The 25,483-nt window shown below is 42.8% G+C and carries 21 protein-coding genes and 2 tRNA genes; 9 read left to right on the top strand and 14 right to left on the bottom strand.

What is annotated here, in order from left to right; all coding sequences use genetic code 11:
• Positions 1–654: 654 nt before the first annotated feature.
• Together PP178_RS00765 and PP178_RS00760 are read right to left on the bottom strand one after the other, a co-directional pair.
• Entirely contained in the window at positions 655–1,302 is a 648-nt protein-coding gene (locus tag PP178_RS00765) for a DinB family protein (protein ID WP_272592397.1), read from the bottom strand.
• 169 nt (positions 1,303–1,471) lie between these two features.
• Positions 1,472–1,858, bottom strand: a complete 387-nt coding sequence (locus PP178_RS00760; RefSeq protein ID WP_272592396.1) for a winged helix-turn-helix transcriptional regulator — start codon at positions 1,856–1,858, stop codon at positions 1,472–1,474.
• Between the two features lie 105 nt (positions 1,859–1,963).
• Between PP178_RS00760 and PP178_RS00755 the strand changes: the two genes are divergently transcribed.
• Positions 1,964–2,545, top strand: coding sequence for an NAD(P)H-dependent oxidoreductase (locus PP178_RS00755; RefSeq protein WP_272592395.1), 582 nt, complete (start codon positions 1,964–1,966; stop codon positions 2,543–2,545).
• Positions 2,546–2,555: 10 nt separating this feature from the next.
• A complete protein-coding gene (locus PP178_RS00750; RefSeq protein WP_104813033.1) occupies positions 2,556–3,074 on the top strand; it encodes a peroxiredoxin-like family protein in 519 nt (172 codons plus the stop codon).
• 147 nt (positions 3,075–3,221) lie between these two features.
• Here the strand turns inward: PP178_RS00750 and PP178_RS00745 are convergent, their stop codons facing one another.
• From PP178_RS00745 to PP178_RS00720, 6 genes are all read right to left on the bottom strand, one after another.
• A complete protein-coding gene (locus PP178_RS00745) occupies positions 3,222–3,818 on the bottom strand; it encodes a hypothetical protein (RefSeq protein ID WP_272592394.1) in 597 nt (198 codons plus the stop codon).
• A gap of 1,061 nt (positions 3,819–4,879) precedes the next feature.
• On the bottom strand, positions 4,880–5,344 hold the full coding sequence (locus PP178_RS00740; RefSeq protein ID WP_272592393.1) for a YybH family protein: 465 nt from the start codon (positions 5,342–5,344) through the stop codon (positions 4,880–4,882).
• 280 nt (positions 5,345–5,624) lie between these two features.
• Positions 5,625–6,611, bottom strand: coding sequence for a hypothetical protein (locus tag PP178_RS00735; RefSeq protein ID WP_272592392.1), 987 nt, complete (start codon positions 6,609–6,611; stop codon positions 5,625–5,627).
• A gap of 146 nt (positions 6,612–6,757) precedes the next feature.
• The gene (locus PP178_RS00730; protein WP_272592391.1) at positions 6,758–7,225 is read right to left on the bottom strand and encodes an SRPBCC family protein; all 468 of its coding nucleotides are present in this window, start codon (positions 7,223–7,225) and stop codon (positions 6,758–6,760) included.
• A 97-nt stretch (positions 7,226–7,322) separates the two neighbouring features.
• Entirely contained in the window at positions 7,323–7,901 is a 579-nt protein-coding gene (locus PP178_RS00725; RefSeq protein ID WP_272592390.1) for a Crp/Fnr family transcriptional regulator, read from the bottom strand.
• 129 nt (positions 7,902–8,030) lie between these two features.
• Positions 8,031–8,741: a hypothetical protein gene (locus PP178_RS00720; RefSeq protein WP_272592389.1), complete on the bottom strand. Its 711-nt coding sequence runs from the start codon at positions 8,739–8,741 to the stop codon at positions 8,031–8,033.
• Positions 8,742–9,389: 648 nt separating this feature from the next.
• Between PP178_RS00720 and PP178_RS00715 the strand changes: the two genes are divergently transcribed.
• Together PP178_RS00715 and PP178_RS00710 are read left to right on the top strand one after the other, a co-directional pair.
• Complete coding sequence (locus PP178_RS00715) at positions 9,390–9,875, top strand: hypothetical protein (RefSeq protein WP_272592388.1); 486 nt, start codon at positions 9,390–9,392, stop codon at positions 9,873–9,875.
• 104 nt (positions 9,876–9,979) lie between these two features.
• Positions 9,980–11,734 carry a hypothetical protein gene (locus PP178_RS00710; RefSeq protein WP_272592387.1) on the top strand — a complete coding sequence of 585 codons (1,755 nt, stop codon included), beginning with the start codon at positions 9,980–9,982 and terminating at the stop codon, positions 11,732–11,734.
• An 85-nt stretch (positions 11,735–11,819) separates the two neighbouring features.
• Here PP178_RS00710 and PP178_RS00705 read toward each other — a convergent pair whose 3' ends face one another.
• A complete protein-coding gene (locus PP178_RS00705) occupies positions 11,820–12,011 on the bottom strand; it encodes a hypothetical protein (RefSeq protein ID WP_272592386.1) in 192 nt (63 codons plus the stop codon).
• Between PP178_RS00705 and PP178_RS00700 the strand changes: the two genes are divergently transcribed.
• The gene (locus PP178_RS00700) at positions 11,995–13,224 is read left to right on the top strand and encodes a beta-galactosidase small subunit family protein (protein WP_272592385.1); all 1,230 of its coding nucleotides are present in this window, start codon (positions 11,995–11,997) and stop codon (positions 13,222–13,224) included. The two genes, PP178_RS00705 and PP178_RS00700, sit on opposite strands and share 17 nt — an antisense overlap.
• 492 nt (positions 13,225–13,716) lie before the next feature.
• Here PP178_RS00700 and PP178_RS00695 read toward each other — a convergent pair.
• From PP178_RS00695 to mutS, 3 genes are all read right to left on the bottom strand, one after another.
• A tRNA-Leu gene (locus PP178_RS00695) sits at positions 13,717–13,801 on the bottom strand.
• 40 nt (positions 13,802–13,841) lie between these two features.
• A tRNA-Gly gene (locus PP178_RS00690) sits at positions 13,842–13,914 on the bottom strand.
• Between the two features lie 210 nt (positions 13,915–14,124).
• The gene (gene mutS / locus PP178_RS00685) at positions 14,125–16,707 is read right to left on the bottom strand and encodes a DNA mismatch repair protein MutS (protein ID WP_272593602.1); all 2,583 of its coding nucleotides are present in this window, start codon (positions 16,705–16,707) and stop codon (positions 14,125–14,127) included.
• Positions 16,708–17,591: 884 nt separating this feature from the next.
• On the opposite strand from mutS, the gene PP178_RS00680 reads away from it, so the two are divergent.
• Positions 17,592–18,116: an RNA methyltransferase gene (locus PP178_RS00680; RefSeq protein ID WP_272592384.1), complete on the top strand. Its 525-nt coding sequence runs from the start codon at positions 17,592–17,594 to the stop codon at positions 18,114–18,116.
• A gap of 118 nt (positions 18,117–18,234) precedes the next feature.
• Here PP178_RS00680 and folK read toward each other — a convergent pair whose 3' ends face one another.
• On the bottom strand, positions 18,235–19,374 hold the full coding sequence (folK, locus tag PP178_RS00675; RefSeq protein WP_272592383.1) for a 2-amino-4-hydroxy-6-hydroxymethyldihydropteridine diphosphokinase: 1,140 nt from the start codon (positions 19,372–19,374) through the stop codon (positions 18,235–18,237).
• 212 nt (positions 19,375–19,586) lie between these two features.
• On the opposite strand from folK, the gene sppA reads away from it, so the two are divergent.
• From sppA to PP178_RS00660, 3 genes are read left to right on the top strand one after another with little or no spacing between them, the layout of a single operon-like run.
• Positions 19,587–21,344 carry a signal peptide peptidase SppA gene (gene sppA, locus PP178_RS00670; protein ID WP_272592382.1) on the top strand — a complete coding sequence of 586 codons (1,758 nt, stop codon included), beginning with the start codon at positions 19,587–19,589 and terminating at the stop codon, positions 21,342–21,344.
• 2 nt (positions 21,345–21,346) lie between these two features.
• A complete protein-coding gene (locus PP178_RS00665; RefSeq protein ID WP_272592381.1) occupies positions 21,347–22,057 on the top strand; it encodes a queuosine precursor transporter in 711 nt (236 codons plus the stop codon).
• Positions 22,058–22,086: 29 nt separating this feature from the next.
• Entirely contained in the window at positions 22,087–24,783 is a 2,697-nt protein-coding gene (locus tag PP178_RS00660) for an AsmA-like C-terminal region-containing protein (protein WP_272592380.1), read from the top strand.
• On the opposite strand, the gene PP178_RS00655 is transcribed toward PP178_RS00660, so the two are convergent.
• Positions 24,774–25,478, bottom strand: coding sequence for a TVP38/TMEM64 family protein (locus PP178_RS00655; RefSeq protein WP_272592379.1), 705 nt, complete (start codon positions 25,476–25,478; stop codon positions 24,774–24,776). The genes PP178_RS00660 and PP178_RS00655 overlap by 10 nt on opposite strands.
• Positions 25,479–25,483: the final 5 nt, after the last annotated feature.

Below are 25,483 nucleotides of genomic sequence, written 5' to 3'. Positions count from 1 at the left end.
AGCCCAATTAATAGTTTCCCGTACGGATCTTCCAATATTTTTTCAAAGGTTAATGCTGGTAAGAGGAAAGTGTTTCTTTCTTCCAAGAACGCTTATTGATTTCTCCTTTAAGCGCAATTGTAGGTAACGGCCCAGGCTATGCTTTCGGCGGTATTCACGGCGTTGCGCGAGCGTTGGGTCGCCAGGGTTTTCCTGGCGAAATTAACGATGGCAAGGCGCGACGCCGACCAGAATAGTCAGGTCCAGGTTTAGTTTGGAATAAATGTAGGAAATTTTCGGAAAGGAGGATGTGCCGCTGAAGTATAGCCGTTGTTACCTAATGTTGCGCGACCCTAATCACCAGCAATCACCCGACCACAACAAGGAAAACCCCAAGTAATAGTTTCCCGTACGGATCTTCCAATATTTTTTCAAAGGTTAATGCTAATGAGAGGGAAGTGTTTCATTCTTCCAAGAACGCTTATTGATTTCTCCTTTAAGCGCAATTGTAGGTAACGTGTTTGTGTATGATTTCGTTGCGTGTTTCAGCAACTAATTTAGCAAATACAGACCAAATAGAAAATCCGCGCGGTCACTGAGCTTGTCGAAGTGAGGATTTTCGTAAGTAGGCGAGTACTAGCAATGAATTATACACGTTGTTAGACACTTTTGCTTTCAGGATGGCAATCTTTTTGCAATAAACTTCATTTGCCCTCGATGATTAGACTCATGCTCGCAAACATGAAACCATTTACAGTAATTATTGGTGGGACCCCATGGCCAATCCTGATCAATTTCCATAAGCCACTTATCTCCTCTTTTAGCAAATTCCTTTTTTGTATACTCTCTTACATCTTTAAGTTTTTCAAGGTAGTAGCCAATTTCATTTCCAATTATTTGTTTTCTTCCAGGCTTCCCAAGCCCTGAGGGAATATCCCATTCAGCCTTAATATCCTCACTCCATGTTCCCCATTCAAGACCGTCAAAAGTATGTAGTTGATAATACTTCTCCGTTGCAGCTAAATGTAATAACATCGCTCCAATAGAATTTGATTGTTCATCGATTTGAAAGTCAAGTTGCTCAACTGTTAAATCTTTCACACTGTTTATAACCCAAGCTCTCATCATGTTCATAGTGGAAAGTAGCGTGCCAACTTGTGGGTCATATCCATCCATTGGCCCAATAATATACAGACTATCTTCAGTTTGTCTAGGTAATTCATTTGCAATTCCAACAAATGGAATAGAAACTAATCCGCAAGTTAAAAGTGCAGAACTTTTCAAGAAATTTCTTCTGTTGTTGTTCTCTGATTGATTCTTCATATTATTATTTAGTTTAGGTTGTATTAATTGTGTCTAACGGTCTGGTATAACCGTCAGTTACGGGTTAATAGGCGTTAATTTTCTGTTTGACACAGACTTTAGTAATTCCGAGTGGATTCAGTTTACCCTGAGCGAAGTCGAAGGGTAGTCGAATCCGCCGTAATTGCGGTTATACATTGTTGTACGCTGGCTTTTTTCCATTCTCTATTATTCTACATTGTTCAAATTCCATTTCTGGATAAGCTTCATTTGCCCAATCACTTAACATTCTTAAAACAGGCAAAAGCCCAATTGCTTTTTCAGTCAATGAATATTCAACTCTTGGTGGAATTTCTGCAAAGGACTGTCTTAAAAGTAATCCATCGTTTTCTAATTCTTTCAGTTGATTAGTCAGCACCTTTTTTGAGATTGTAGGAATAAGCGCATTTAACATTCCAAAGCGCATAGAACCATTAGATAGTAGATAGAGAATTATGGGTTTCCATTTATTACCAATTATGTTCATCGTATGCACCAAGGAACAAGCATTTGGATTGTCTATAAATTTTCTTGCCATTAGTTACTTTATGGTTACCACTATTTGTTCAAATGAAAACATAATAGTTTCTTTTTTAAACTAATATTGGTTTCTTTGCGAAACAAATGTAATTAAAAATTTAAAATGAACAATATTTTTATAATCAACGGTCATCAGAAATATCCATTTTCTGAAGGAAAATTAAACGCAAGTTTAACTGAAAAAGCGGAAAGTCACTTTAAGGGCAACGGTTACAATATCAAGAAAACTACAATGGAAGACAATTATGATGTCAATGAAGAAATTGAAAAATTCAAATGGGCAGATGTGGTCTTTTTTCAAACTCCTTTGAACTGGATGGGTGTAAGTTGGTCGTTTAAAAAATATATTGATGAAGTATTTTCGATGGGTATGATGGGCGAAATGTCTGATGGTGATGGCAGAAGTAAAGAAGCACCGAAGAAGAATTACGGTTTAGGTGGAAAGTTAAACGGAAAGTATATGATGTCAGTAACGGCTAATGCACCAAAAGAAGCTTTTAATAATCCAGAGGAACCTTTTTTTAATGGATTGAGTGAAGATGATTTGCTAAAACCAATGCATCTTAATTTTAAGTGGTTTGGTTTTGAATCATTACCAACATTTATGGCATATGATGTAATGAAAAATCCAGAAATAGAGAATGATTTTATTCGTTTTGAAAATCATTTGAAAGCATACTTTTAAAGTATTTATTATGAATAGGCCAACACCAAAACATACAGCGCCAGATTTACAGTTTCAATCATTTGATGGAAATCAATGGAATTTGGCAGACCAAAATCCAGAAAACTTTACTTTGGTTGTTTTTTATCGAGGGTTACATTGTCCATTGTGTAAAAAGTATTTACAACAATTACAGGAATTGCTACCCGAATTTGAGCAAAGAGGCGTAAATGTTGTAGCCGTAAGTATGGACTCTGAACAACGGGCAAGGCTTTCACGACAAAAATGGGAACTGCCAAATCTTACCTTAGGCTACGAATTGCCCGAAGAAACTGCAAGAAAATGGGCATTGTACATGAGTGTAGGAGTAAAAGATGGCGAACCAAGTAAATTTAGTGAACCAGGATTATTTCTAATTGACAATAATAATAAAGTTTATTATTCAGCAATAAACAGTAATCCTTGGGGAAGACCCTATTTGCCGTCTTTTATTAAAGCTGTTGATTATATTGTACAGTCAGGCTATCCGGCAAGAGGTGAGATGCTTTAGCTCAGCTTGCGTACAACGTGTACGGGTATGCGCAGTAGCGGATTTGGTGCACCGCGCCTAACCAGGTTCAGGATTTAAATATAGAGGAAAAATGCGATAGGAGGGCGAGGGCTAGCTATTGCGTATAACCCGTTATTGTAAACAGTTTTAGACACCAATTAAATCTCGAAATTGCTCTGCCAAATTCAATCTCAATTTTCTTATTTCGGTTTCAGCTTTTTTCTCGGCATCTATCCACATTTCTAAAGATCCTTGACCTTCAGGAAACCTAAATCCTGATCCATCCCGTTCATATTTAGATTTATTTTTCGCCTTAAGCATTTGCTCTATTATTTGTTTGTAGTAATCCAGCGCGGAAGAAATTTGATTGCAAAGGTCTTCAGAAAAATATATTCGATTTTGTTCCAACCTGTTAAAGGTCTCATGGTATTTATTAATAGCCGCTTCATCTCTGGTTTTGTCTTCTGCCCATTCTCGTCCTTGGAACAAACTTGTCATTGTCACAAGTTTTTGTTCCAATTCATAGAGGTCCTGATAGATCAATTTAATTATCTCACCTCTTTCAGAATGTAGACTTGAAAATCGAATTTGATGTTCTATACGTGTAAGCTCTAATTTACTTTTGTGATTCTCCAAAAGTATTTCGGAACTCTTGTTTAGAATTAATTTACCTAGATAAACTACTATCAGACCGATTGTAACACCTCCGATTGAAAGCTTAAGTATGTACTCTATTAGTTCCACTAAAATTGTTTACAACGGTTACGGCTATACGCTGTAGCGGCAGGATCTGCAGCTAGCGATAACCTAGTCCAGATTCTAAATATAGAATTTAATTTCAATTAAGGCAGGAGGAGAGCTATAGCGGATGAGCCGTTGTTGTAGCACGTTAGAAAGTTGTGAGATCACTCCTGCATAAATTGCGCAATTATTTGAAGAGTAAAACCGACTAGAATGAGAGACAGACCGGTTCTTGAACCAATTCTTTTGATTTTTTTCATTTTATCTCGTTTGGCCTGTGAGGGGGCAGGTTCAAGTAATAGAGAATGAGTTTCTTTTGGAGGCTCGTAGAAAAACAACAGTACTACCCCAGCAATATCAAATGCAAGACCAATAATATTTATGAGAGAGCTGTCCATAATGTGCTACAACGTGTACGGCTATGCATCCGTTGCGGTTTTAAAGACAGTTGTTTGGAAACTACCAGGCGTCCAGCCCAAGCGATCATACAGTGAGTTATCTTCGGACTTCACCATCCCATTAATTTTCCCAAACAACTGGCTCTCGCAAGATGCTCACCAGGTTATTAATGCTTTAAATATAGAGTAAATATTCTTGACGGGGTTGAGGAGAGCAATGGGGTATAGGCGCTGTTATGGAATGTTATTGTCTTAAGCAGATTTATCATTCCTCCGAATACTTCGATAATTAATTAAAGATAGAGCTAGTCCAGAACCGATAAACCATAAAATGAATTTTATCAAAGAAAAAGTACCTACTTCATGATATTCAAAAAGAGACATGAGTCCAGCGAATACAGCACCAGTAATTAAAAATGTAAAAATTACTTTTTTAAACATAAAGGCATTATAATATTCCATAACGGTCTTGGCTATGAGTAGTTGCGTAGTGCCTCCGACGAGCGAAGCGAGAGAAAGGCAGAACACTTAACTTTGCAAGCCTGCCTGCCGCAGGCAGGTACACACCAGACTAAAAATCCGCGAGTCCCGCATGTGCGGGAAGAAGTAGGCTAGAACAAGCAATTACTTATAGCCATTGTTGTGTGTAGTGGTTTCACAGATTCTTTAATTTTTATTTTTACTTATTGATGAAGCGTGAAGATGAGCAATTTTCCAATGGTTCTCTTCCTTTATCATTACTAAAGTCCTTCTGGATAATCTATTTACTCCGTCTCCAAGATGAAATGTAACAATTGCAGTCTGTCCGTAGAGTTGGATTTTTAAATCCTTCGGATTTATATGTAATTTTCTAGTGTTTTTTGTGTCTACAAATTCCGGAAAAATTGTCAACCAAACAGTATCAAGTTCTTGTCTACCTTCTATTCTGCTCGCTTGATCCCAAAATGGATAAAAAATAGTCGCGTCATCAGTGAATGATGCTCGAAAAGTTGTCCAATTAAAATTATTAAAGGCTGTCACAAAATCGGTTGCGGACTTCATAACAGCTATTGAATCTTTATTTTGAGCCTTTATGCTAAAGTTAATTAGTAAGGAAAAAATAATCAATAAAAGTAAAGTTTTAATCTTCATAATTATATTATTTGAGTTGTCTTGCGCCATTACACACAACGTGTACGGCTATGCATCCGTTGCGATTTTAAGACAATTGTTTGGAATTTACCAGGCGTCTAGCCCTAGCGATTATACTGTGAGTTATCTTCGGATTTCACCATACCATCATCTTCTCCAAACAACTGGCTCTTGCAAGATGCTCACCAGGTTATTAATGCTTTAAATATAGAGTAAATATTCTTGAGTGCAGGAGGAAAGCTATGGCTTATAGCCGGTGTTGGCAAACGTTTTTTATTTTTTAGTTGTCTGGAATTAGTCCTGTGATATGTCCGCTATGTTTGCCCCATTCTTTTCTTGATTTCATTTTCTTCATTTCAATGAATTCTCCTGTCCAGGGATTGAAAGAGTAGACGTTGAAACGATAAATAATTCCCTTTCGTACATCCCCTTTATTGTACTCTGTCTTGCCGGTCAATTCTGTAATGTAGTACCTAAAACGTCCGTTATAGAATGTTTGATTTTGAAAGTTTTCCCATGTTAAGAATTCCGAAATTTCAGTTGTATCTGAGAGTACAAGTCCATGCTTAGTTGCAATTTTGCATGCATCATCTCTATCAATGTTGAAAGTTCTTTTGTTTCCCTTTACTTCTTCAAATCCATATCTATTCCACCGGTCATCTGAATTTGGGACATACTTGCCAAGAGAGTCAAGTGTTATTCCTATCATTTCAGGAAACCAATCAGTTTCTCCAATTTTTACGCTATATCTAAATAAGAATTCTGTAGGTCTTCTTTTTAATGGTTTGGTCCAACTGCCAACATATCCTTCCTCGTCATAAGCGGAACAGTTGAAGTTGAACCGGACAAAATTTTCAAAAAACTCTTGGCTGTATGTTGAAATAATTAAGCTGTCAGCCTTCGATTTCATTTTCTCAACCAGGTGGTGATATGGGTACAAATCTTTATTTATAATACACGATGCATTGTCATAGTCTCGAGTGTAAAGTAGTTGTCCTTCAAAATTGTACTCCCGCCATACACCAAGATATTTATTCTCTTTGGTTTTCCATCCTTCAGTATTCAGTCTTGTAGTATCCTTAATAAAATGTACGCTAAACCAAACAGAGTCTTTATTCTTATAAGCCTCTTCGTAAACATGATAAACTGAATTCCTGATTATTTGAATTTCGGAGGAGTCTGTTTCAATGTTTTGTTTTCTGAATTGTCCGGAGGCTGAAAAGTAAGTTAGAAATAAAATGGTTGATATGATGGTTTTCGTGTTCATTCAAATGATTGCCAACGGTTCGGGTATGAAACGTAGGGCATTTCGGAGCTGCATATTTGTCCACCGAGACTAAGTTTGCTAAAAACCCAAAACTTGCGGATAGCACTGTCCGCCCTATGTTTTATACCCATTGTTGTATGCCGTATTTATTTTTCACTTTCTTGTTTCAATTGTTCTAGCCAAAAACACATATCACCTCTTAATATCTGGTTCATTTTCTTCTTCATCAAGTTGATAACCCAACCCTCCATACTTTCTTCCACTCTGACCTTTGTGCCATTTTCAGTAGGTGATAAATACCAATTATGAATTGCACTTGCACCAAAAGTTTTTCCTTCCCAACCAAAATTTTTACTGGGAGTTATGGAATGTATTTTTGAATGTATTTTACTTCCATTGGTTTTCCAAGTAAAAATACTTCCAACTTGTAAATTGCCTTGTAATTTTGGCTTTTTTATTCTTTCATTCCATTCGTCCCAGTTTTCAATTTTGGTCAAAACTTGCCATACTTTTTCTGGTGCGGCATTAATTGTGATTTCGTTTTTTTGTACTACTGGTGCTTCTTGATTAATTGTCATTTGCGATTGATTTTGTGCTTTAACGTTATTGGTCATTGCCGTCAAAAAAATTAGAATTAAACTCTGCTTAATTTTTATTGCATTTTGTTAACGCAAAGTTGAGTTCTAATTCTTTCAGTCGGTTTGACATAAATCAAGAAGTCATTTTAGTTTGTTTCTTTCGTATTCTGCTCAACGTTTCGGCTGTCATTCCAAGCATTGAAGCTATCTGGTTAAGCGGCACTTCATTAAAAAGAGTTGGATTGAAGGCGAATAATTGATCGTATCTCTCTTCAGCATTAAGTGCCAAATGAGAAACTACTCTGTTTTCCAATACAATAAAACACTTGGCTAAAAACATCTTTTCTAACTTATCCCACCTTTTTACTCTTGTGGAAATTTTGTCGTAATCTTCCTTCGAAATCGTCAAAAGTTCAGCATCCGTCATTGCTTGATAGGTTACTTTTGATTTCTGTTCAAATAAGAAACCTGATAAATCAACAGCAAAATACCCGCTGGTAGAAAACCACTTTGTTACTTCTTTGTCATTGACGAATAAGAACTCTCGAAGTATTCCCTTTTCCACAAAACCCATTAGTTTCACGTATTGACCTTCTTTCAAGAAATAGTCTCCTTCTAAAATTACTTTGGGTTTAAAGAAGTCCTTTACCTGTTGAAATTCATCCTCAGAAAATCCAAAGGTCTGAATAATATGTTTTTTTAGTTCGGACATCTGTTGTTCGTTCGTCTATATGGCATACAACGGTTTCGGGTATGCGCAGTAGCGGCATGGGAGTACTTGGCGCTTTCCGGGTTCAGGTTTTTAATATAGAGAAATATTTCGATAGAGTATTGTAGGCAGCTATTGGGCATAGCCGTTGTTGTGCGTTCGTTTACTCTTGGCATCAAGTTTATCTAATTCTTCTAGAGTATGATAACCATTATCTCCTGTTTTACTGAGCACAGTTTGAAGTTTTCCCGCTGACCAAAATATGAAGTCCAATTTTTTCCATTCTGTAAGAGCATGGTCTTTAAAGTAATTATCAAACATACCCATTGCATTAGGGAGTAGGTTAAATTTCCTAATTTCTTCATACCCCTTGCTTATTACATCAAGTTGATCTAAATATTTATCCAATTTGACATCGAACTCTCTTTGATAAGGCCTGGATAATGAAAACATTTTACAAACTTCGCTGTCATAGATAGGCATCGAATGATCTATCGTATTGAACATTTTTGTAGCAAACGAAAACTGTAATGTATTTTGACCTTTTCTATTTGGGAAAGTATATAACCTTCTTAGTACTTTGTCAAAGTCGAAACGATCGACTTTCCTATTCTCTTCGAGAAGAATAAAATATTCCGTTTTAAAATCTGGAGTTAGTCCAGCATTATCCATGCGGTAGAAACTTCGAAAAACAAACTGGAATAGGTGATTAGTTGTAACATTCGAAGTTTCGTACTCAGATTTTATAAAGTTGTAGACATCTATACTTTCGCGGGAAATATTACCAACAATATCAGCAGAATATTCTTCTATCCATTTGGAGATCGATTCAATGTTTCTCATAAAGCTTTTTCAAGTAAATGACGCACAACGGCCCAGGCTATGCTTTCGGCGGTATTCACGGCGTTGCGCGAGCGTTGGGTCGCCAGGGTTTTCCTGGCGAAATTAACGTTGGCAAGGCGCGACGCCGACCAGAATAGTCAGGTCCAGGTTTAGTTTGAAATAAATGTAGGAAATTTTCGGAAAGCAGGATGTGCCGCTGAAGTATAGCCGTTGTTACCTAATGTTGCGTGACCCAAGCCACCCGGCAATCACCCGACCACCTCAAGGAAAGCCCCAATTAATAGTTTCCCGTACGGATCTTCCAATATTTTTCCAAAGGTTAATGATAGTGAGAGGAAAGTGTTTTATTCTTCCAAGAACGCTTATTGATTTCTCCTTTAAGCGCAATTGTAGGTAACGGTTACGGTTATCGCAAGTTGCGGGAGTAGGGATGCGGACTTGTCGGCTTAGCCATTTTCTTTCCTGGTTTCTAAAATTAAACTTTTTCTACAATACCCGTTATTTGCGATGAACCGATGTTGGGCTGCGTTTTTTACCACCTCCCATATTTAAAAATATAAAATTCCTATAGGAAAAAACTCTCTTTTTTATTCTTAAAACAATATAGTACTTTCATGCCGATTTTAACAATTTTGTAAGAATTTTAATATGGATGCATACCGTCAAATTGAAGTGAAAATGGCCGAAAAATATGGCTCAATTTCCAATGGAACAAGAAAAGCTATCGGTGATTTCTTGTTAAAAAATGATGAAAAATCACCTGTCAATGTTAAAAGTAATAACGTTGATAAGAAGAACTACTCTCCTAATATTATCTCTGCTAAAAAGCTTATTAAATGGCTTGAAAAGGAAGGTCATAAATTATTTTTCATTTTTGTGGATTATAAGAAAGTTGATAATGAAATAGTGGTAATTAAAGAATCTGGATTAATTCCAGTAGAACACATAAGCTGGAATTGCTTAACAATTGAATCGCAAGGTTGGGGTGTTATTCAAATGAATAAGAAATTAGAAGTAAATGAAAACCAAACAAAAAAGGAGTTTCTTCGGGGCTTGAAGATTGCTTATGAATGTTATATGGACAAGGAGTTTAATAAGATGAAAAAAATTCGTGATATGATAAAAGATTTTTAAAATAGACAGTCTTCTAAGGAACAGAAGTATTATATTTAGAATAGCCCTAATAATTTATAAGGGAGATTAAAATTAAGGTTTGTTAGAATCAATATATAGGATGTATGGAGAGCGAAAATGACAATCATTTTGATATACCTATTAATGTACGGGTATTAGAATTTTTTAGAAAAAATATCAATTCTTTAAGTGATTATTTATCGGTAAATGATTTACTTAAAAATCAATGTGGAATAAATAATTTCTTTAATAACCAAGAAGAAGCTTCTCAATTGAGTAGAATATTGGATGAGTATGATGATAAATTTCTACAGATAGATAGGCGTGAGTTTGGTGATTTTCAAACTAATTTAGCTTTAGCGGATCAAGCTGTTGATTACTCATATTCCAAATTTAGTGACATAGAATTCGTATTAGAGCCGACCTGTGGTAAAGGCAACTTTATTATTGCGGCTCTTGGTAAAATTGAGAATTTGAAGAAGGTTGTAGGTGTTGAAATTTATAAGCCGTATGTCTGGGAAACCAAATTTGGAATTCTAGATTTCTTTTTAAGGAATGGAAGTAAAGTAAAACCTGATATCGACATTTTTCACGCGAATGCTTTTGAATTTGATTATGAAGAATTAGCAAAGTCATCAAAGGATTTAAAAACTTTAATTATTGGAAATCCTCCTTGGGTTACGAATTCTGAATTAGGTTCAATTGATTCAATAAATCTTCCTACTAAATCAAACTTTAAAAAATATAGAGGATTAGATGCAATTACAGGCAAAGGGAACTTTGATATAGGAGAGTATATATCTATACATATGCTTAGATGTTTTCATAGACATACGGGAATATTTGCATTTTTGATTAAAAATTCTGTGATAAAGAATATTCTTCAGGATCAAAGATTAAATAAATACTTTATCGGAAATTCTGAAAGTTTAAAAATTGATTCTAAAAAAGAATTTAATGTCTCGGTGAGTGCTTCACTTTTTATTAGCGAATTAAATCATAAACCAGAGTTAGTTTGTGAAGAAAAAGATTTTTATACTTCTCAATCTATCACTGAATTCGGTTGGTATAAAGATAAATTTGTATACTCTATTAAAGATTATGATGCTTCTAGTTCTATTGATGGAAGGTCTATTTTTACCTGGAGATCGGGTGTTAAACACGATTGTTCAAAAGTAATGGAGTTGAAACAGGTTAATGGGCATTATTTAAATGGGCTAAAGGAAAAAGTCAATTTAGAGGAAAATTTAGTATACGGCTTACTCAAAAGTTCCGATCTTAAACAGGAGGAAGCAAATGAATATAGGAAACAAACCATAATTACCCAAAGGAAGATTGGTCAGGAGACTGCATACATAAAGACTAATTATCCTCTTACTTATCGATATCTATCATCTAACAAAAAATATTTTACAAAACGTAAATCATCTATTTATAAAAACAAACCAGAGTTTTCGATTTTTGGGATTGGAGAATACTCCTTTGCACCGTTTAAAGTTGGAATATCTGGATTATATAAATCGACTCATTTTACTTTGGTAAGGCCACATAATTCAAAGCCAGTTATGTTAGATGATACTTGTTATTTTATTGGATTTTCAAATTTGATAGATGCTCAAATTGCTCATTTTTTGGTTAACTCAGAAATTGTCCAAAAATTTCTAAAGTCAATAATTTTTTCTGATAGTAAAAGGTCAATAAATAAGGACACACTTATGAGAATTGATTTTGGTAAGGCTTATGAAAAATCTTCTTTTGAAATAGCTAAAAATTCTATTAGTGATTTATCAGTTCAAGAATGGAATAAATTTGGTCAGATTATTAAATCAAAAGAAAGCTTTCAATATAGTTTAATGTAATTTTTTCGATCTATCAATTGTAGTTCTGATCTTCAAAAAAATGCTGCCCAACTGGTTATATGCGGACTAAAATAGAAAATAATTGCTACAGATCGCCGGATAATGAGAGGTGGGGTGGATTTTTATCGTCCTTCAGCAGTTTTAACACTGCATCGTCCAATGGACTGCGGATGTTCAACAGGTCTCTCCGGGCTACATGGGTATAGATCATGGTGGTTTCCGGTTTGGAGTGCCCCAACAGCTCCTGCACATGCCTCAGGTTGGGTGGTGGAATCATTGAAGTAGATAATAAAAATTATTTCGCTGATTTGTCAGATAAGCAGCTTAATATTACAGTTCTGAAGAATGGGGCAGAAATATTTCGGGAATCTGAAAATGTCTTAAATATAGATCCACGTCAGTCGAGGATAATAACTATAGCTAATTTCCCTTCCATCTATGATTTAGGGAATGAATATATATTAGAGCTAAGTCTGGTTCAAAAACTGAAGACGAGCCTGATGCCGGCGGGGTATGAAGTGGCATGGGACCAATTCGTGCTTCAGAAAGGTGCGCTTGGTTCACCACCTGCCGTAGTAGGCTCAAAGATGGCTCTAAAGCAGTCCGGGAAAACCTTGGTTTTGGCCAATAAGACAGTCAAACTGGAAATTGATGCTAGAAGTGGTGAAATAATCAACTGGACCTTTATGGGAAAGAAAATTACAGGCCAACCCATCCGTCCTAATTTTTGGAGACCCCCCACCGATAATGATTTGGGAAATAATATGCATCATTGGGCGAAAATATGGCAGGAAGCCAGTTATAATTATTCGGCTAGATTAATAGCAGAGCCTTCAGTTTCAAATACAGGGATCGAATTTAGGGTTGCATATACACTCCCGAACAATGAGGCCGAAGTGACGGTGAATTATAAAATATACCCCACGGGCAGGTTAGAAATCAATTATCTTTTTAAACCCAACCATGAACCCCTCCCTTTGATTCCGAGATTGGGAATGTATATGACTTTGCCCGGAGATTTCAAAGAGGTCTCGTGGTACGGAAAAGGTCCTGGTGAAAGTTATTGGGACAGGAAAACCGGACTTAAGACTGGAATCTTCAAAGGGAAGGTAGAAGATCAGTTCCATAGATATATGCGCCCCCAGGAAACAGGAAATAAGACGGAGGTTCGGTGGATGTATTTGAGTTCAAAGACAATGAACTTGTTATTGCAGGGGAATGTATTCCTGAATTCCAGTGTCTGGCCATTTGGGATGAAAGAAATAGATATTAATAGTGAACAGGCTGGAGTATCCGCTTCAGGATTGGTTCCGGTTACTAAAAGACATGGTGCGGATATTAAGTTATGGGAAACTGTTCAATGGAATATTGACTTGCTACAAATGGGTGTAGGAGGCGATAATTCATGGGGTAGTATGGTACATGATGAATATACCATTCGTCCGATGACTTATGGCTACAAATTTTCCATAGAACCAACATTGAGATAGCCACTCGTATCCAGAGCCGGCACTCCTGCCGCTTTACCCTTTTAATTTTCTTTTTAGACAGGGAGCATGAAGTGATGATGTGGCGGGCCTGCCCGGCTCCGTAGGAGACGGGAATTACCTCTTGCGGTACAGTCGGTTTGTGCCGCCCGCCTTCCCGGCCTAAAAAGACGGCAAAATGGTGAATAAGGAAAAGCCAGCACTGCGTGCTGCTTTCTTCGTTCCCGTTCCCTCGCTCAAAGTTTTTTTGCTCGATTAATAAGATTGAGGTTTGATTGTAAAGTTTGAAATTGAGTGAGAGGGCCTGCCCGGCTGTGAAGGAGGCGGGAATTATCCCGCAAGTGCGGGATGAGTCCCGTAAACGTCATCTTGAAGAAGGAAAAGCCAACCCGGTGGGTTGCTTTTTCCATTCCCTATCCCACGCTCAAGCGAGCTTGGCGTGGTTTAGGAAACTAAAAAAGCCACAACTTTCGCTGCGGCTTTTTCTTCTATGTGTACTCGAGGCGGGACTTGAACCCGCACGACCGCAATGGTCATTGGATTTTAAGTCCAACGTGTCTACCAATTCCACCACTCGAGCCTGAACAAAAAAACGCTGGCAAGCAGCGTTTTTCCGATCGAGCGAAAAACGGGATTCGAACCCGCGACCTCCACCTTGGCAAGGTGGCGCTCTACCAACTGAGCTATTTTCGCAGTTTTGCGGAAAATAGCGAGCGAGTGAAGTACTGAACTTCTTGGCGCTCTACTCCCGTACCTACGGGAAGCTATTTTCGCATGGTATGTAAGAACGCGGCATCCTTACCGGATGCGGACGCAAATTTAATACAATTCTGTAAAAAGTAAAGAACTTTTCTGCGATTTTCTGCAAGCCCCTGGTTTCCCCGTATTTACTTCCTAAAAATACTAGGAATTAGCCTGCTTCTTGCGTACCAGCATCCGCTTGATCTCGTTCAGCTTCATCAAAGCCTCCACCGGGGTCAGCGTATCGATGTCTGTTCTCAGGATTTCTTCCTTGATCTGCTCCAGTAAGGGATCATCCAGGTTAAAGAAACTTAACTGTAATTCGTCATTTGCTTCTCTCAATCCTTCAGATAAGGCCTCGCTGCTGTGGTCCTTCTCCAGTTTCTTCAGAATGCGACCGGCCTTGTGGATCACCTGCTGTGGCATCCCCGCCATCCTGGCCACATGTATACCAAAACTGTGGGCGCTACCGCCTTCCTGAAGTTTCCGCATAAACAACACCGTGTCCTTCAGTTCCTTTACCGCCACATTGTAGTTGGCTATGCGCTCAAACGTTGCGCTCATCTCGTTCAGTTCGTGGTAGTGAGTGGCAAAGAGCGTTTTGGGCCTGGCTGGGTGCTCGTGCAGATACTCCGTGATAGCCCAGGCAATAGAGATTCCGTCATAGGTACTGGTACCCCGCCCGATCTCGTCCAGCAATACCAGGCTGCGGTCAGAGATGTTGTTCAGGATACTGGCCGTCTCGTTCATCTCTACCATGAAAGTGGATTCTCCCATAGAGATATTGTCGCTGGCACCCACCCGGGTGAACAGCTTGTCCACGTAACCGATCTCCGCTGCCTCCGCAGGCACAAAACTCCCCATCTGCGCCATGAGTACGATCAGGGCGGTCTGTCGCAGTATGGCCGACTTACCACTCATGTTAGGTCCCGTGATCATGATGATCTGCTGCTGCTCCCGATCCAGGAGAACATTGTTGGGCACATAGGCTTCTCCCGGGGGTAATTGTTTTTCGATCACCGGGTGGCGACCGTTGCTGATCTTCAGTTCCGTGCCTTCGTTCAGTTCCGGCTGAGTGTAGTTGTTCTCCACTGCCAGCTGGGCAAAACCACAGAGGCAGTCCAGCCGGGCTATGGACCTCGCATTCTGCTGTACCGGTTCTATATAGGCCTGCATCCATGCCAGCAATTGAACAAACAGCTGCTGCTCCAGGTCCAGTATACGTTCTTCAGCGCCCAGGATCTTGGCCTCGTATTCCTTCAGTTCCTCGGTGATATAACGCTCGGCGTTGACCAGGGTCTGTTTCCTCGTCCACTCTTCCGGCACTTTGTCCTTATGCGTATTCCGTACTTCTATGTAATAGCCAAAAACATTGTTTGATGCGATCTTCAGGGATGTGATCCCGGTGCGTTCCGTCTCCCGCTTCAGCATTTCGTCTAAGAGGTCCTTCCCGCGGAATGCCAGGTTCCGCAATTCGTCCAGTTCTTCGGAGAAGCCGGTGGCGATCACCCCGCCTTTCTGTACCTGGGTAGGGGCATCCTCGAAGAGGACCTCCTTGATCTTGCTGCGTAAGGGTTCACAATCTTCCAGCTGCCCGGCCAGTTGTTGCAGGGCCTGGTGACTGTGCTGTGCCAACCTTGCTTTGATAGGCACAAGGGCCTCCAGGGAATTTTTTAAATAGACCACCTCGCGGGGACTGATCTTCCCGGTGGCCAGCTTGGAGATCAGCCGCTCCAGGTCCCCGATCTTCTTCAACTGCAGCCGGGTCTGGTCCAGGCAGGACATATCCTCCTTCAAGGCAGCGACCACCTCGTGCCGTGCTTTAATCTTTTCCAGGTTTTTCAGGGGCAGGGCCAGCCATCTTTTTAATAAGCGCCCACCCATAGGCGAAATGGTCTTATCGATCACGTCAAACAAGGTGATGGCCTGGGCATGCGGACTGTGGTACAATTCCAGGTTGCGGATGGTGAACTTATCCATCCATATGTATTCTTCTTCCGCGATGCGCTTAATACTGCTGATGTGTTGTAACTGCCGGTGCTGGGTCTCGGACAGGTAATGCAGGATCGCCCCGGCCGCGATGATCCCGTGGGCCAACTGGGCCACGCCGAATCCTTTTAAGGTAGTGGTCTTAAAATGCCCGGTCAGGGTTTCATTGGCGTAATCTTCCTGGAAGATCCAGTCTTCACAGAAAAAAGTGTGGTGTTCGCTTCCGAACTGCTGTGCAAATTCTTTCTTATTGGCCTTGGAGATCAGTACCTCGGTCGGACTGAAATTCTGCAGTAATTTATCGATCTGCTCTGCATTACCTTCGGAACAGAGGTATTCCCCGGTAGATATGTCGAGGAAAGCAATGCCGTAGGTTTTACGGCCAAAATGTACGGCGCAGAGAAAGTTGTTGCTTTTGGCTGTAAGGATATCGTCATTCAGGGCTACCCCCGGGGTCACCAGTTCGGTAACGCCCCGCTTTACGATAGTCTTGGTCTGCTTCGGGTCTTCCAGTTGGTCGCAGATGGCTACCCTTTCCCCGGCCTTAACCAGTTTCGGGAGGTAGGTGTTCAGCGAATGGTGTGGAAAGCCTGCCAGTTCGGTCTGGTCGCCCCCGTTGTTCCGGTGGGTGAGCACAATGCCCAGGATACGTGCGGCCTTCACGGCATCTTCCCCGAAAGTCTCGTAAAAGTCTCCTACGCGGAAGAGTAGCAGCGCATCGGGGTACTTGCGTTTTATCGTACCGTATTGCTGCATTAAGGGAGTGACCTTCTTTGTTTTTCCGGAATTAGCCAAAACGATGGGTTTAGATTATTTTTGTGCCTTGACGAAATTACTATTTTCCCTCTGGTTGCCGAACCTTTGTTGATATTTTCGGATAACTTCAGAGGTAGTATTTTCGAAAGCAGCCTGCTTTTTATCTACTGCATGTTTTATGCAGGGAGAACGCTTAACTTGATCACGGGGCGGGGTTAAGAACCCCGGCATGGAGACAGCCCGCCCGCCCGCCTGAATGGACTCAGTCCGGGCAGGTACCGAACTGCACGTTCGGGAGGGTAGGCAGCATGCAGCCTGCCCTAATAAGCTGCCATGCTAGGGTGGGTTTACGGCATGTAGATATTAAAATCTTCCGGCCATAAACCAATTTTAAACCTGTCACCTTGTACCTCTGTAACCTTGTAACTAAATTAACCCCTGCAAGTTTTATGCAGGGAGAACGCTTAACTTGATCACGGGGCGGGGTTAAGAACCCCGGCTTGGAGGCAGCTCGCCCTTACCGAACGTGCCGCAGAGCTAGGTTGGGTTTGCAGCTTGCCCGAATAGGCCAGAGGCCTGGGCGGGTTGGTAGTCTGCCCGAATAAGCTGCCAGGCTAGGGTGGGTTTACGGCATGTAGATATTAAAATCTTCCGGCCATAAACCAATTTTAAACCTGTCACCTTGTACCTCTGTAACCTTGTAACTAAATTAACCCCTGCAAGTTTTATGCAGTGAAGACAGTTAACTTGATCACGGGGTGGGGTTAAGTACCCCCCCCCTCCTATAAGAATTCGATAATAATAAGCTCTGCGGACCCTCTAGCAGAATCAAAAGCTAAACAGAAGGGTGGCAGAAAAATTAAATAATTACGGTAATACTTAGTATGCGAAAATTAAAGAATAGCGAATTGCAACGATTGGATCCTGAAGAATTCAGGGAGGCCGAGAAGACACCCCTGGTGCTCATCCTGGACAATATCCGGAGCCTCAACAACATTGGCTCCGTCTTCAGAACCGCCGATGCCTTCCTTATAGAAAAAGTATACCTCTGCGGGATCACCGCCCAACCTCCCCATAAAGACATCCATAAAACCGCCCTCGGGGCTACCGAAAGCGTAGCCTGGGAATACCGGGAAAACACTACAGACCTTATCCGCGAACTGAAAGAGGATTATCATTGCATGGCCGTGGAACAGGCAGAAAATGCCACTTTCCTGAACGACTTCCGGGTGCAGCCCGGCAAAAAATACGCCCTGGTATTAGGGAACGAGGTTAAAGGGGTGTCCCAGGAAGTGGTCGACCTCTGTAATGGCGTGCTGGAGATCCCGCAATTCGGGACCAAACACTCCCTCAATATCTCGGTCAGCGCTGGGGTGGTGGTCTGGGACCTTTGGTCCAAACTCCAATAAAAAACCCCGGCTGTGGGGCCGGGGCGTCGGTATAAATTTGAGCCAGTTAGTTGCTTAGCAGGTATGCAAGAAAAACAAACTGCGGCTTAATTCCAAATATCCACTGTTAATTAAAGCCCTAGATCTTAGTCAGGTGGGCCTGGATCTGGTCTAATAAATAGTCGTAATCATCCCGGTTGCTCACAAAATCCAAATCACTTACATCCAGGATCAAACTGTTCAGTTGGGGGTTGCTCCTCAAAAAGTCCATATATCCGCGCTGAATCTTGTCCAGGTAGTCCGGCTGTATCTGCTGCTCGTAATCCCTGCCCCTTTTTTTGATGTTGTCCAGTAAACGGTCTGTCTTTTGGTACAGGTAAACATATAGCCCAGGTTTCTTCACTTCCTTGTACATAAAATTGAACATCTTCCGGTAAAGGTTAAACTCCTCTTCCTGCAAAGTTACCTTGGCAAAAATGAGCGATTTAAAGATGTCGTAATCACTGACCATAAAATTCTTAAACAGGTCAAACTGCGTGGTGTCGTCTACAAATTGCTGGTAGCGCTCTGCTAAAAAAGACATTTCCAGCGGGAAGGCATAGCGGGCCGGGTCTTCATAGAATTTGGGAAGGAAAGGGTTATCCGCAAAGCGCTCTAAGACCAGCTTGGCGTTGTAATCTTCGGAGATCTTCTTGGCCAGGGTGGTTTTCCCCGCACCTATGTTCCCCTCTATGGCTAGAAAATCGACCTGGGAAAATAACTGAGCCCGGCTCCAGTACAATTTGTGCTCTGTTTTTTCCGGGATGACAGTATCCTTGCACTCCTGCAATAAATTCCGGGTATCTTTATTGAATATGGGATGGTAAAATTGAGGGGCAATGTCCGATAATGGCCTCAGTACAAACTTGCGCTCCTGTAATTTGGGGTGGGGGACCGTTAGTCCTTCCTCTTCTATCACTTCGTAATCGTAGTATAGCAGGTCTATATCTATGACCCTGGACTCGTAGCCCTCCTCCTGTTTCCGTTGCCGGCCCAGCTGCTTTTCAATTTTTAGTATGCTCCTCATTACTTCGGCAGCTGACTGCTCTGTCTCAACCTTTACACAGGCATTCAGGAAATCGGGTCCGTCAAAGCCCCAGGCGGCACTGCGGTACACCTTGGAAACTCCCGTGATATCCCCCAGCTTCTTTCGCAATGCAAAGACCGCCTGCTGTAGGTTGTGTAGCGTTTGGCCTTCATTGCTGCCAATAGCAAGGTAGAGAGTAGATTTAGGAGTCATAAGGATGCAAATCTAAAAAATTGCAGGGCATAATCCCATGGCCGTTGATAACTTCTGATAGCCTTTCATCAGCCGTGCTCAAAGCCAGTGGCAACGGGTGGTGAGCTTGCCTTATCAGCCCTGCTTATAGTTCAAATGGCAAATTTGATAAGAAAAGAATCCTGTACTATTCGGATTGGTTATATTTGTTTGCAAACCTTTAGCCATCTGCTATGAATTTTCTACGTAATCTCCTGGCGTCCATTTTAGGGACCCTAATGGCCCTCGGAATTATTTTTGTCATGTTCCTGATCCTGGTCTCCCTTGCGAGCGCAGAGGATGCCGTAACCGTTAAAAAAGATTCGGTCCTGGAACTCAACCTGGAATACCCTATCAGTGACTATACCGGCAATGATGCCGCCGATCCCTTCGCCGGGCTATTTGAACAGAATATGGGGCTGGATGAAATCATCCATGCCATACAGGTGGCCGCTGATGATGATAAAATTAAAGGAATCAGTATCCGGAGCAATATGCTGATGGCCGGGCTCTCCCAGATCAAAGCTATGCGTGATGCCCTGGAAGATTTTAAGGAGAGCGGTAAATTCGTCTATGCCTACGGGGATTTTTATATGCAGCCCGATTACTACCTGGCCAGTGTGGCCGACAGCGTTTTCCTGAACCCCGTGGGGATGATGGATTTTCGCGGGCTCTCTGCCGAGGTACTCTACTTAAAAAGCCTGCAGGAAAAATCAGGGGTGAAGATCGAAGTGATCCGCCATGGAAAATATAAAAGCGCGGTTGAACCTTTTATGTCCGATAATATGAGCGAATCTAATCGCCAGCAATTAGAGGAGCTGCTGGGCTCGCTTTGGTCAGAAATGGTCGATGATATCGCCCGGTCCAGGCAGCTGGATGTCACTGCCCTGAACACCATCGCAGACACCCTGGGGGCACGGATGCCAGAATATGCCATCGCCAACGGCATGATCGATGGTACTCGCTACTATGATGAATACGAGGCCATGCTTAAAGGGGAGACCGGGACAGATATAGACGATGATCAAAATTACGTTTCCATGGCCGACTATATGGAAGACGCCAAGAAAAAGAAGATCTATAAAGGTGAAGATGAGGTCGCCGTAATTTTTGCCCAGGGCGAAATATTCTACGGTGAGGGTGGCCCGGATATCATCGGGCAGGAGATCATGACAGAAGCCTTGGTCAAAGCCCGGGAAGACGATGATATTAAAGCTGTGGTACTACGGGTGAATTCGCCCGGGGGTAGTGCCTTGGTCTCGGATATCATCTGGCGCGAGGTAGAGCTCACCAAGGCTGTAAAACCTGTGGTGGTTTCCATGGGAAATGTCGCGGCATCAGGGGGCTATTATATCGCAGCAGGTGCCGATGAGATCTTCGCGGAGCCGACAACGATCACTGGATCTATCGGGGTCTTCGGAACGGTTCCCAATATTAGCGAACTGGCCGAAGATATCGGAATAAATGCAGAACAGGTAGGAACAAATAAGAATTCGGTGGAGTACTCCCTTTTTGAACCCATGACCGACGATTTTCGCGAGGTTGTACAAGAGAGCATTGAAGAGGTATATCAAACGTTCTTAAGCCGGGTAGCTGCCGGCAGGAACATGAGCATGGCCCAGGTAGACAGCCTGGCACAGGGCCGTGTTTGGAGTGGGGTGGATGCAGAACGCCTAGGGCTTGTAGATGCCCTTGGAGGCCTGGATATGGCGATCAACCGCGCCGCGGAATTGGCAGAGCTAACCGAATTCAGTGTAAAGAAATATCCCAAATTTAAGTCGGGTTTTGCCCGCCTCATGGAAGACCTGGGCGGTGCTGAGAGCCGCATTACAGAGGCTGCCCTTAAGGCAGAAATAGGGGAAGAGCTCTACGGCATACTGCAGGAAGTTCGCAGGGCCGGCCGTACCAAAGGGGTGCAGGCAAGACTTCCCTATTCGCTTAACATCAAGTAAGCATGAATGCTAAGGACAAAAAGCTGGCCTTCCGGATTTATTTATACCTGGGAGCACTTTTTATCACCTCCCTGGTGGTCTCTAACCTGATCTTCCAGAAATTCTTTTACTGGTATCCCTTCGGGGAGTTGACCTTTTTTGATGCACCTTTATTTGAACTTTCGGTAGGGATCTTACCTTATCCAATTACCTTCCTGATCACGGACCTGATTTCCGAGATATACGGAAGGAAGAAAGCCAACCAGGTAGTCACAGCGGGAATCTTTGCTTCTATCTTTTCCATGGGGATCATCCTGCTGGCAGAACAGGTTCCGGCCATTGAAAACTCGCCGGTCAACGATGAGGTTTTCCAGAGTGTGTTTGCCCTGTCTCCCATCGCCGTACTCGCCTCTATGCTGGCCTACCTCTGCGCCCAGTACGTAGACATTGCCATTTACCATTTCTGGAAGAGACTCACCCGTGGACGTTACCTCTGGTTGCGGAACAACTTCTCTACCTTTACCTCCCAGTTTATTGATACCTTCCTGGTGGTTGGCCTGCTGTGCGTCTTCGGGGTGCTGCCCTGGGAACTGTTCTACGGACTGGTCCTTAGCGGTTTTGCTTTCAAGGTATTAATTGCATTTATTGATACCCCCTTCCTTTATATTTTTGTATATATTTTCCGCAAAAGATTTAAGCTTACTCCGGAGCAGGAGATAGACCTGGAGCTCTGATACAGGGTTCGCCCCAATTGTAAAATACTATGAAGAAAAAGATTCTGAAAATTGTTGGGATCACCCTCTTGGTGATCATCGCTATACTAGTCGCCATTCCTATTTTCCTGGAAAGCAAGATAGGAACCCTGGTGCGTAATAACGTAAACAGCAGTATTGAAGCCGATTTTAATTTTGACGATGCAGACCTGAGCCTGATCAGTAGTTTTCCCAATGCCGAACTAAGTATGAAAGGGATGCGCATTGTAAATACTACCGAACCCTTTAAAGGTGACACCTTGTTCTATGCCTCGGAAGCCTCTTTAAAAATGGGGCTGGGCGAACTGTTTAAAGGTGCCGGGGAAGCCTATTCCGTCCGAAGCCTGACTGTAGACGGGGCACTCCTTAATATCGTGGTAGATGAGAATGAAAACGCCAATTACGACATCACCGTAGAAAGTGATGAACCTACGGCCGATTTTACCTTTGAGCTTCAGGGATATACCATAGAAAATGCGACGGTTTCGTACCTGGACCGGGCCACGGGCATCCGAATGCTGCTCGATGAGATCTCGCATAATGGGAACGGGGACCTCTCCCTGACCGAATCTGAATTGCAGACGAACACCAACGCCCTGCTCTCTTTTGAGATGGATAGTGTGAATTACCTGGACCGCAGCAAGCTGCAGTTAGAAGCGCTTATAGGGATAGACCTGGAGAATGATAAATATACCTTCCTTGAGAACCAGGCCTTGCTGAACCAGCTACCCCTGGTCTTCGAAGGCTACGTACAGCTATTTGAGGAATACCAGCAAGTAGACCTTAAGTTTAAAACGCCTTCTTCCGATTTCAAGAATTTCCTCGGCGTGATGCCCGAAGAATATGCCAAGAACCTGGACCAGGTGACCACCTCCGGGGATTTCATGGTAGAGGGTACCATCGCCGGTAAGGTAGATGACACTTATATTCCCCAATTTAATATCCAGATCAATTCCGATAACGCCTCCTTTAAATACCCCGATCTGCCCATGGGCGTCAGCGATATCGTGATCGATGCAGCCGTGAAGAATACGAGCGGAATATCGGAAGATACCTTCGTGGATATAAAGAAAGCCTCGTTCCGGATAGGGCAGGACTATTTCACCATGACCTCTAACATCACCGAGTTGCTGGGGAATACCAGGGTAACTGCTGATATAGACGCCAATATGAACCTGGCCAACATCAGCAAGGCATATCCCCTCCCTGCGGCCAAAGACCTGAAAGGACTGCTGCGGGCCGATGTAAGTACCGCTTTTGATATGGCTTCCATCGAGAACAAACAGTACCAGAACACCAAAACAAGTGGTACCGCCAGCCTGCGCAATTTTGAGTACAGCTCCGCCGAGCTGAAGAACCCTGTGGCCATCAGTAGTATGGAAATGAATTTCACCCCCACGGTGGTCAGCCTGAAAAAAATGGAAGGGAAGACCGGGAATACCGACTTTGCTGTCCAGGGCTCCCTCCGCAACCTGCTCGGTTTCATGTTCAATGATCAGCCAATACGGGGGCAGTTCACCCTGAACTCCGATACCTTTGACCTGGGCGATTTTATGACTGCAGAAACCACGACCTCGGGTGGGGAAGGGGAGAAGACGAAGACCGCTGCCCTGAAAATTCCATCCTTCCTGGATGTCAGCCTGCAGGCCAGGGCCAATACGGTGATCTACGATAACCTGAACCTGAAGAACCTGAGCGGGGAGCTGGCCATTCGCGACCAGAAGGCTACCCTCTCCGGGCTGACCTCTTCTGTACTGGGAGGACGATTAAATCTGAGCGGGAACGTTTCTACCAAGGAAGCTCGCCCTGTCTTTGATATGCAACTGGGAATAGCAGATTTCAGCATTGCCGAGACCTTTAAGCAGGTAGAACTGCTGCGTGCCCTGGCTCCGGTGGCCAATGCACTGCAGGGCAGACTGAATTCAACGCTTAATCTCAACGGCCTGCTGACCGAGGAAATGACCCCGGACCTGGCCACTCTTACCGGGAATGCGCTGGCCGAATTACTGCAGACTAGCATAGACCCCGAAAAAGAGAAGTTATTGGCCCTGCTGGATGGTAAGCTCAACTTCCTTAACCTGGATAGCCTGAACCTCCGCGACCTGAAGACCGCGCTTAGTTTTGAGAACGGGCTGGTACGGGTAAAACCATTCACCGTGAATTACAAAGACATCGCTATACAGGTGGCCGGGGAACACACATTTGATAAGCAGCTGGAATACAATGCCACCATCCAAGTGCCGGCTAAATACCTGGGCAAAGAAGTAAATAACCTGATCGCCAGGATAGATGACCAGCAGTTAAAGGATCTCACCATCCCCGTGGTGGCTACCATGAAAGGAACTTATGCAAATCCCCAGGTTTCCACGGACCTGGCGGGTGGAGTAAAACAACTCACCGCCCGCTTGGTGGAGATCGAAAAACAGAAACTGATCGGTAAGGGTACGGATAAAGCAAAAGACCTGATCGGTGGAATGATCGGTGGGAAGAAAGACAGTACAGCCACGAAGAAAGATTCCACAGCTCAAACAGTAAAAGGTGTGCTGGGTAGTGTACTAGGTAAGAAAAGTCAGGACAGTGTAAAAAGAGATACCACTGGGGTTAAAAAAGACCCGGTCAAAAATGCGGCCAGGGATATTCTCGGCGGCATACTGAACAAGAAGAAAAAGGATACGGCGAATATAAGGAAAGACTCGGTTCAGCCCTGATCTTTATCTCGCTTCTTATCCCACCATACATAAGCCGCGAAGCCCACAAGACTGACCAGGGAAGCCCAGAGTAGACCCGTTTTAAGGGTCTCAGTGCTCTGGCCTATGATAGCCAGGTAAATGGTAAGTGGGGCGATCCCTAACAGGGTAGCCCCCATAAACCTCCAGTATCCCATCCGGAGTATACCGGCGACGAAACTGATAGCATCATTAGACAGGAATGGGTTCAGCCGGGTCACGACTACGGCCCAGAATCCATAATCTTCAATGAATTGACTGATCTTGTGCTCGGTCTTCCCGCCGATCAATTTTCCCACCTTGCCTTCCCCCAGGAAACGCCCGATGGCGTAGCCTACACTCGATGCACAGCCTACAGCTACAAAGATGATCAGGCTTCCCCATATCGGCCCATAGGCCAGTACAGAAACAACCATTAACAGGATGGTGGGGATAATGATGAGGAACATTTGCAGGATCATCGCCAGGACCAGAACGATAGGCCCCAGGAATCCGAATCCGGAAATCCATTCTTTGATCCTGGCCTCGTCTTCACTGGTAAGAACTTCCCAGCTATGGTTCAGGAAATCCTGTACAGAAGGCACCAGGAAATAAAGAGCAAATAGGGAAATGATGATCCCGAGTGATGCATAAAACGGGATCTTACTTTTTTTTGAGCGAGATTGTTCTTCAGTCATACATA

It is taken from the genome of Zeaxanthinibacter sp. PT1 (assembly GCF_028464225.1).
In the GTDB taxonomy this organism is placed as follows: domain Bacteria; phylum Bacteroidota; class Bacteroidia; order Flavobacteriales; family Flavobacteriaceae; genus Zeaxanthinibacter.
This window is presented reverse-complemented; position numbering and strand designations above follow the sequence as displayed.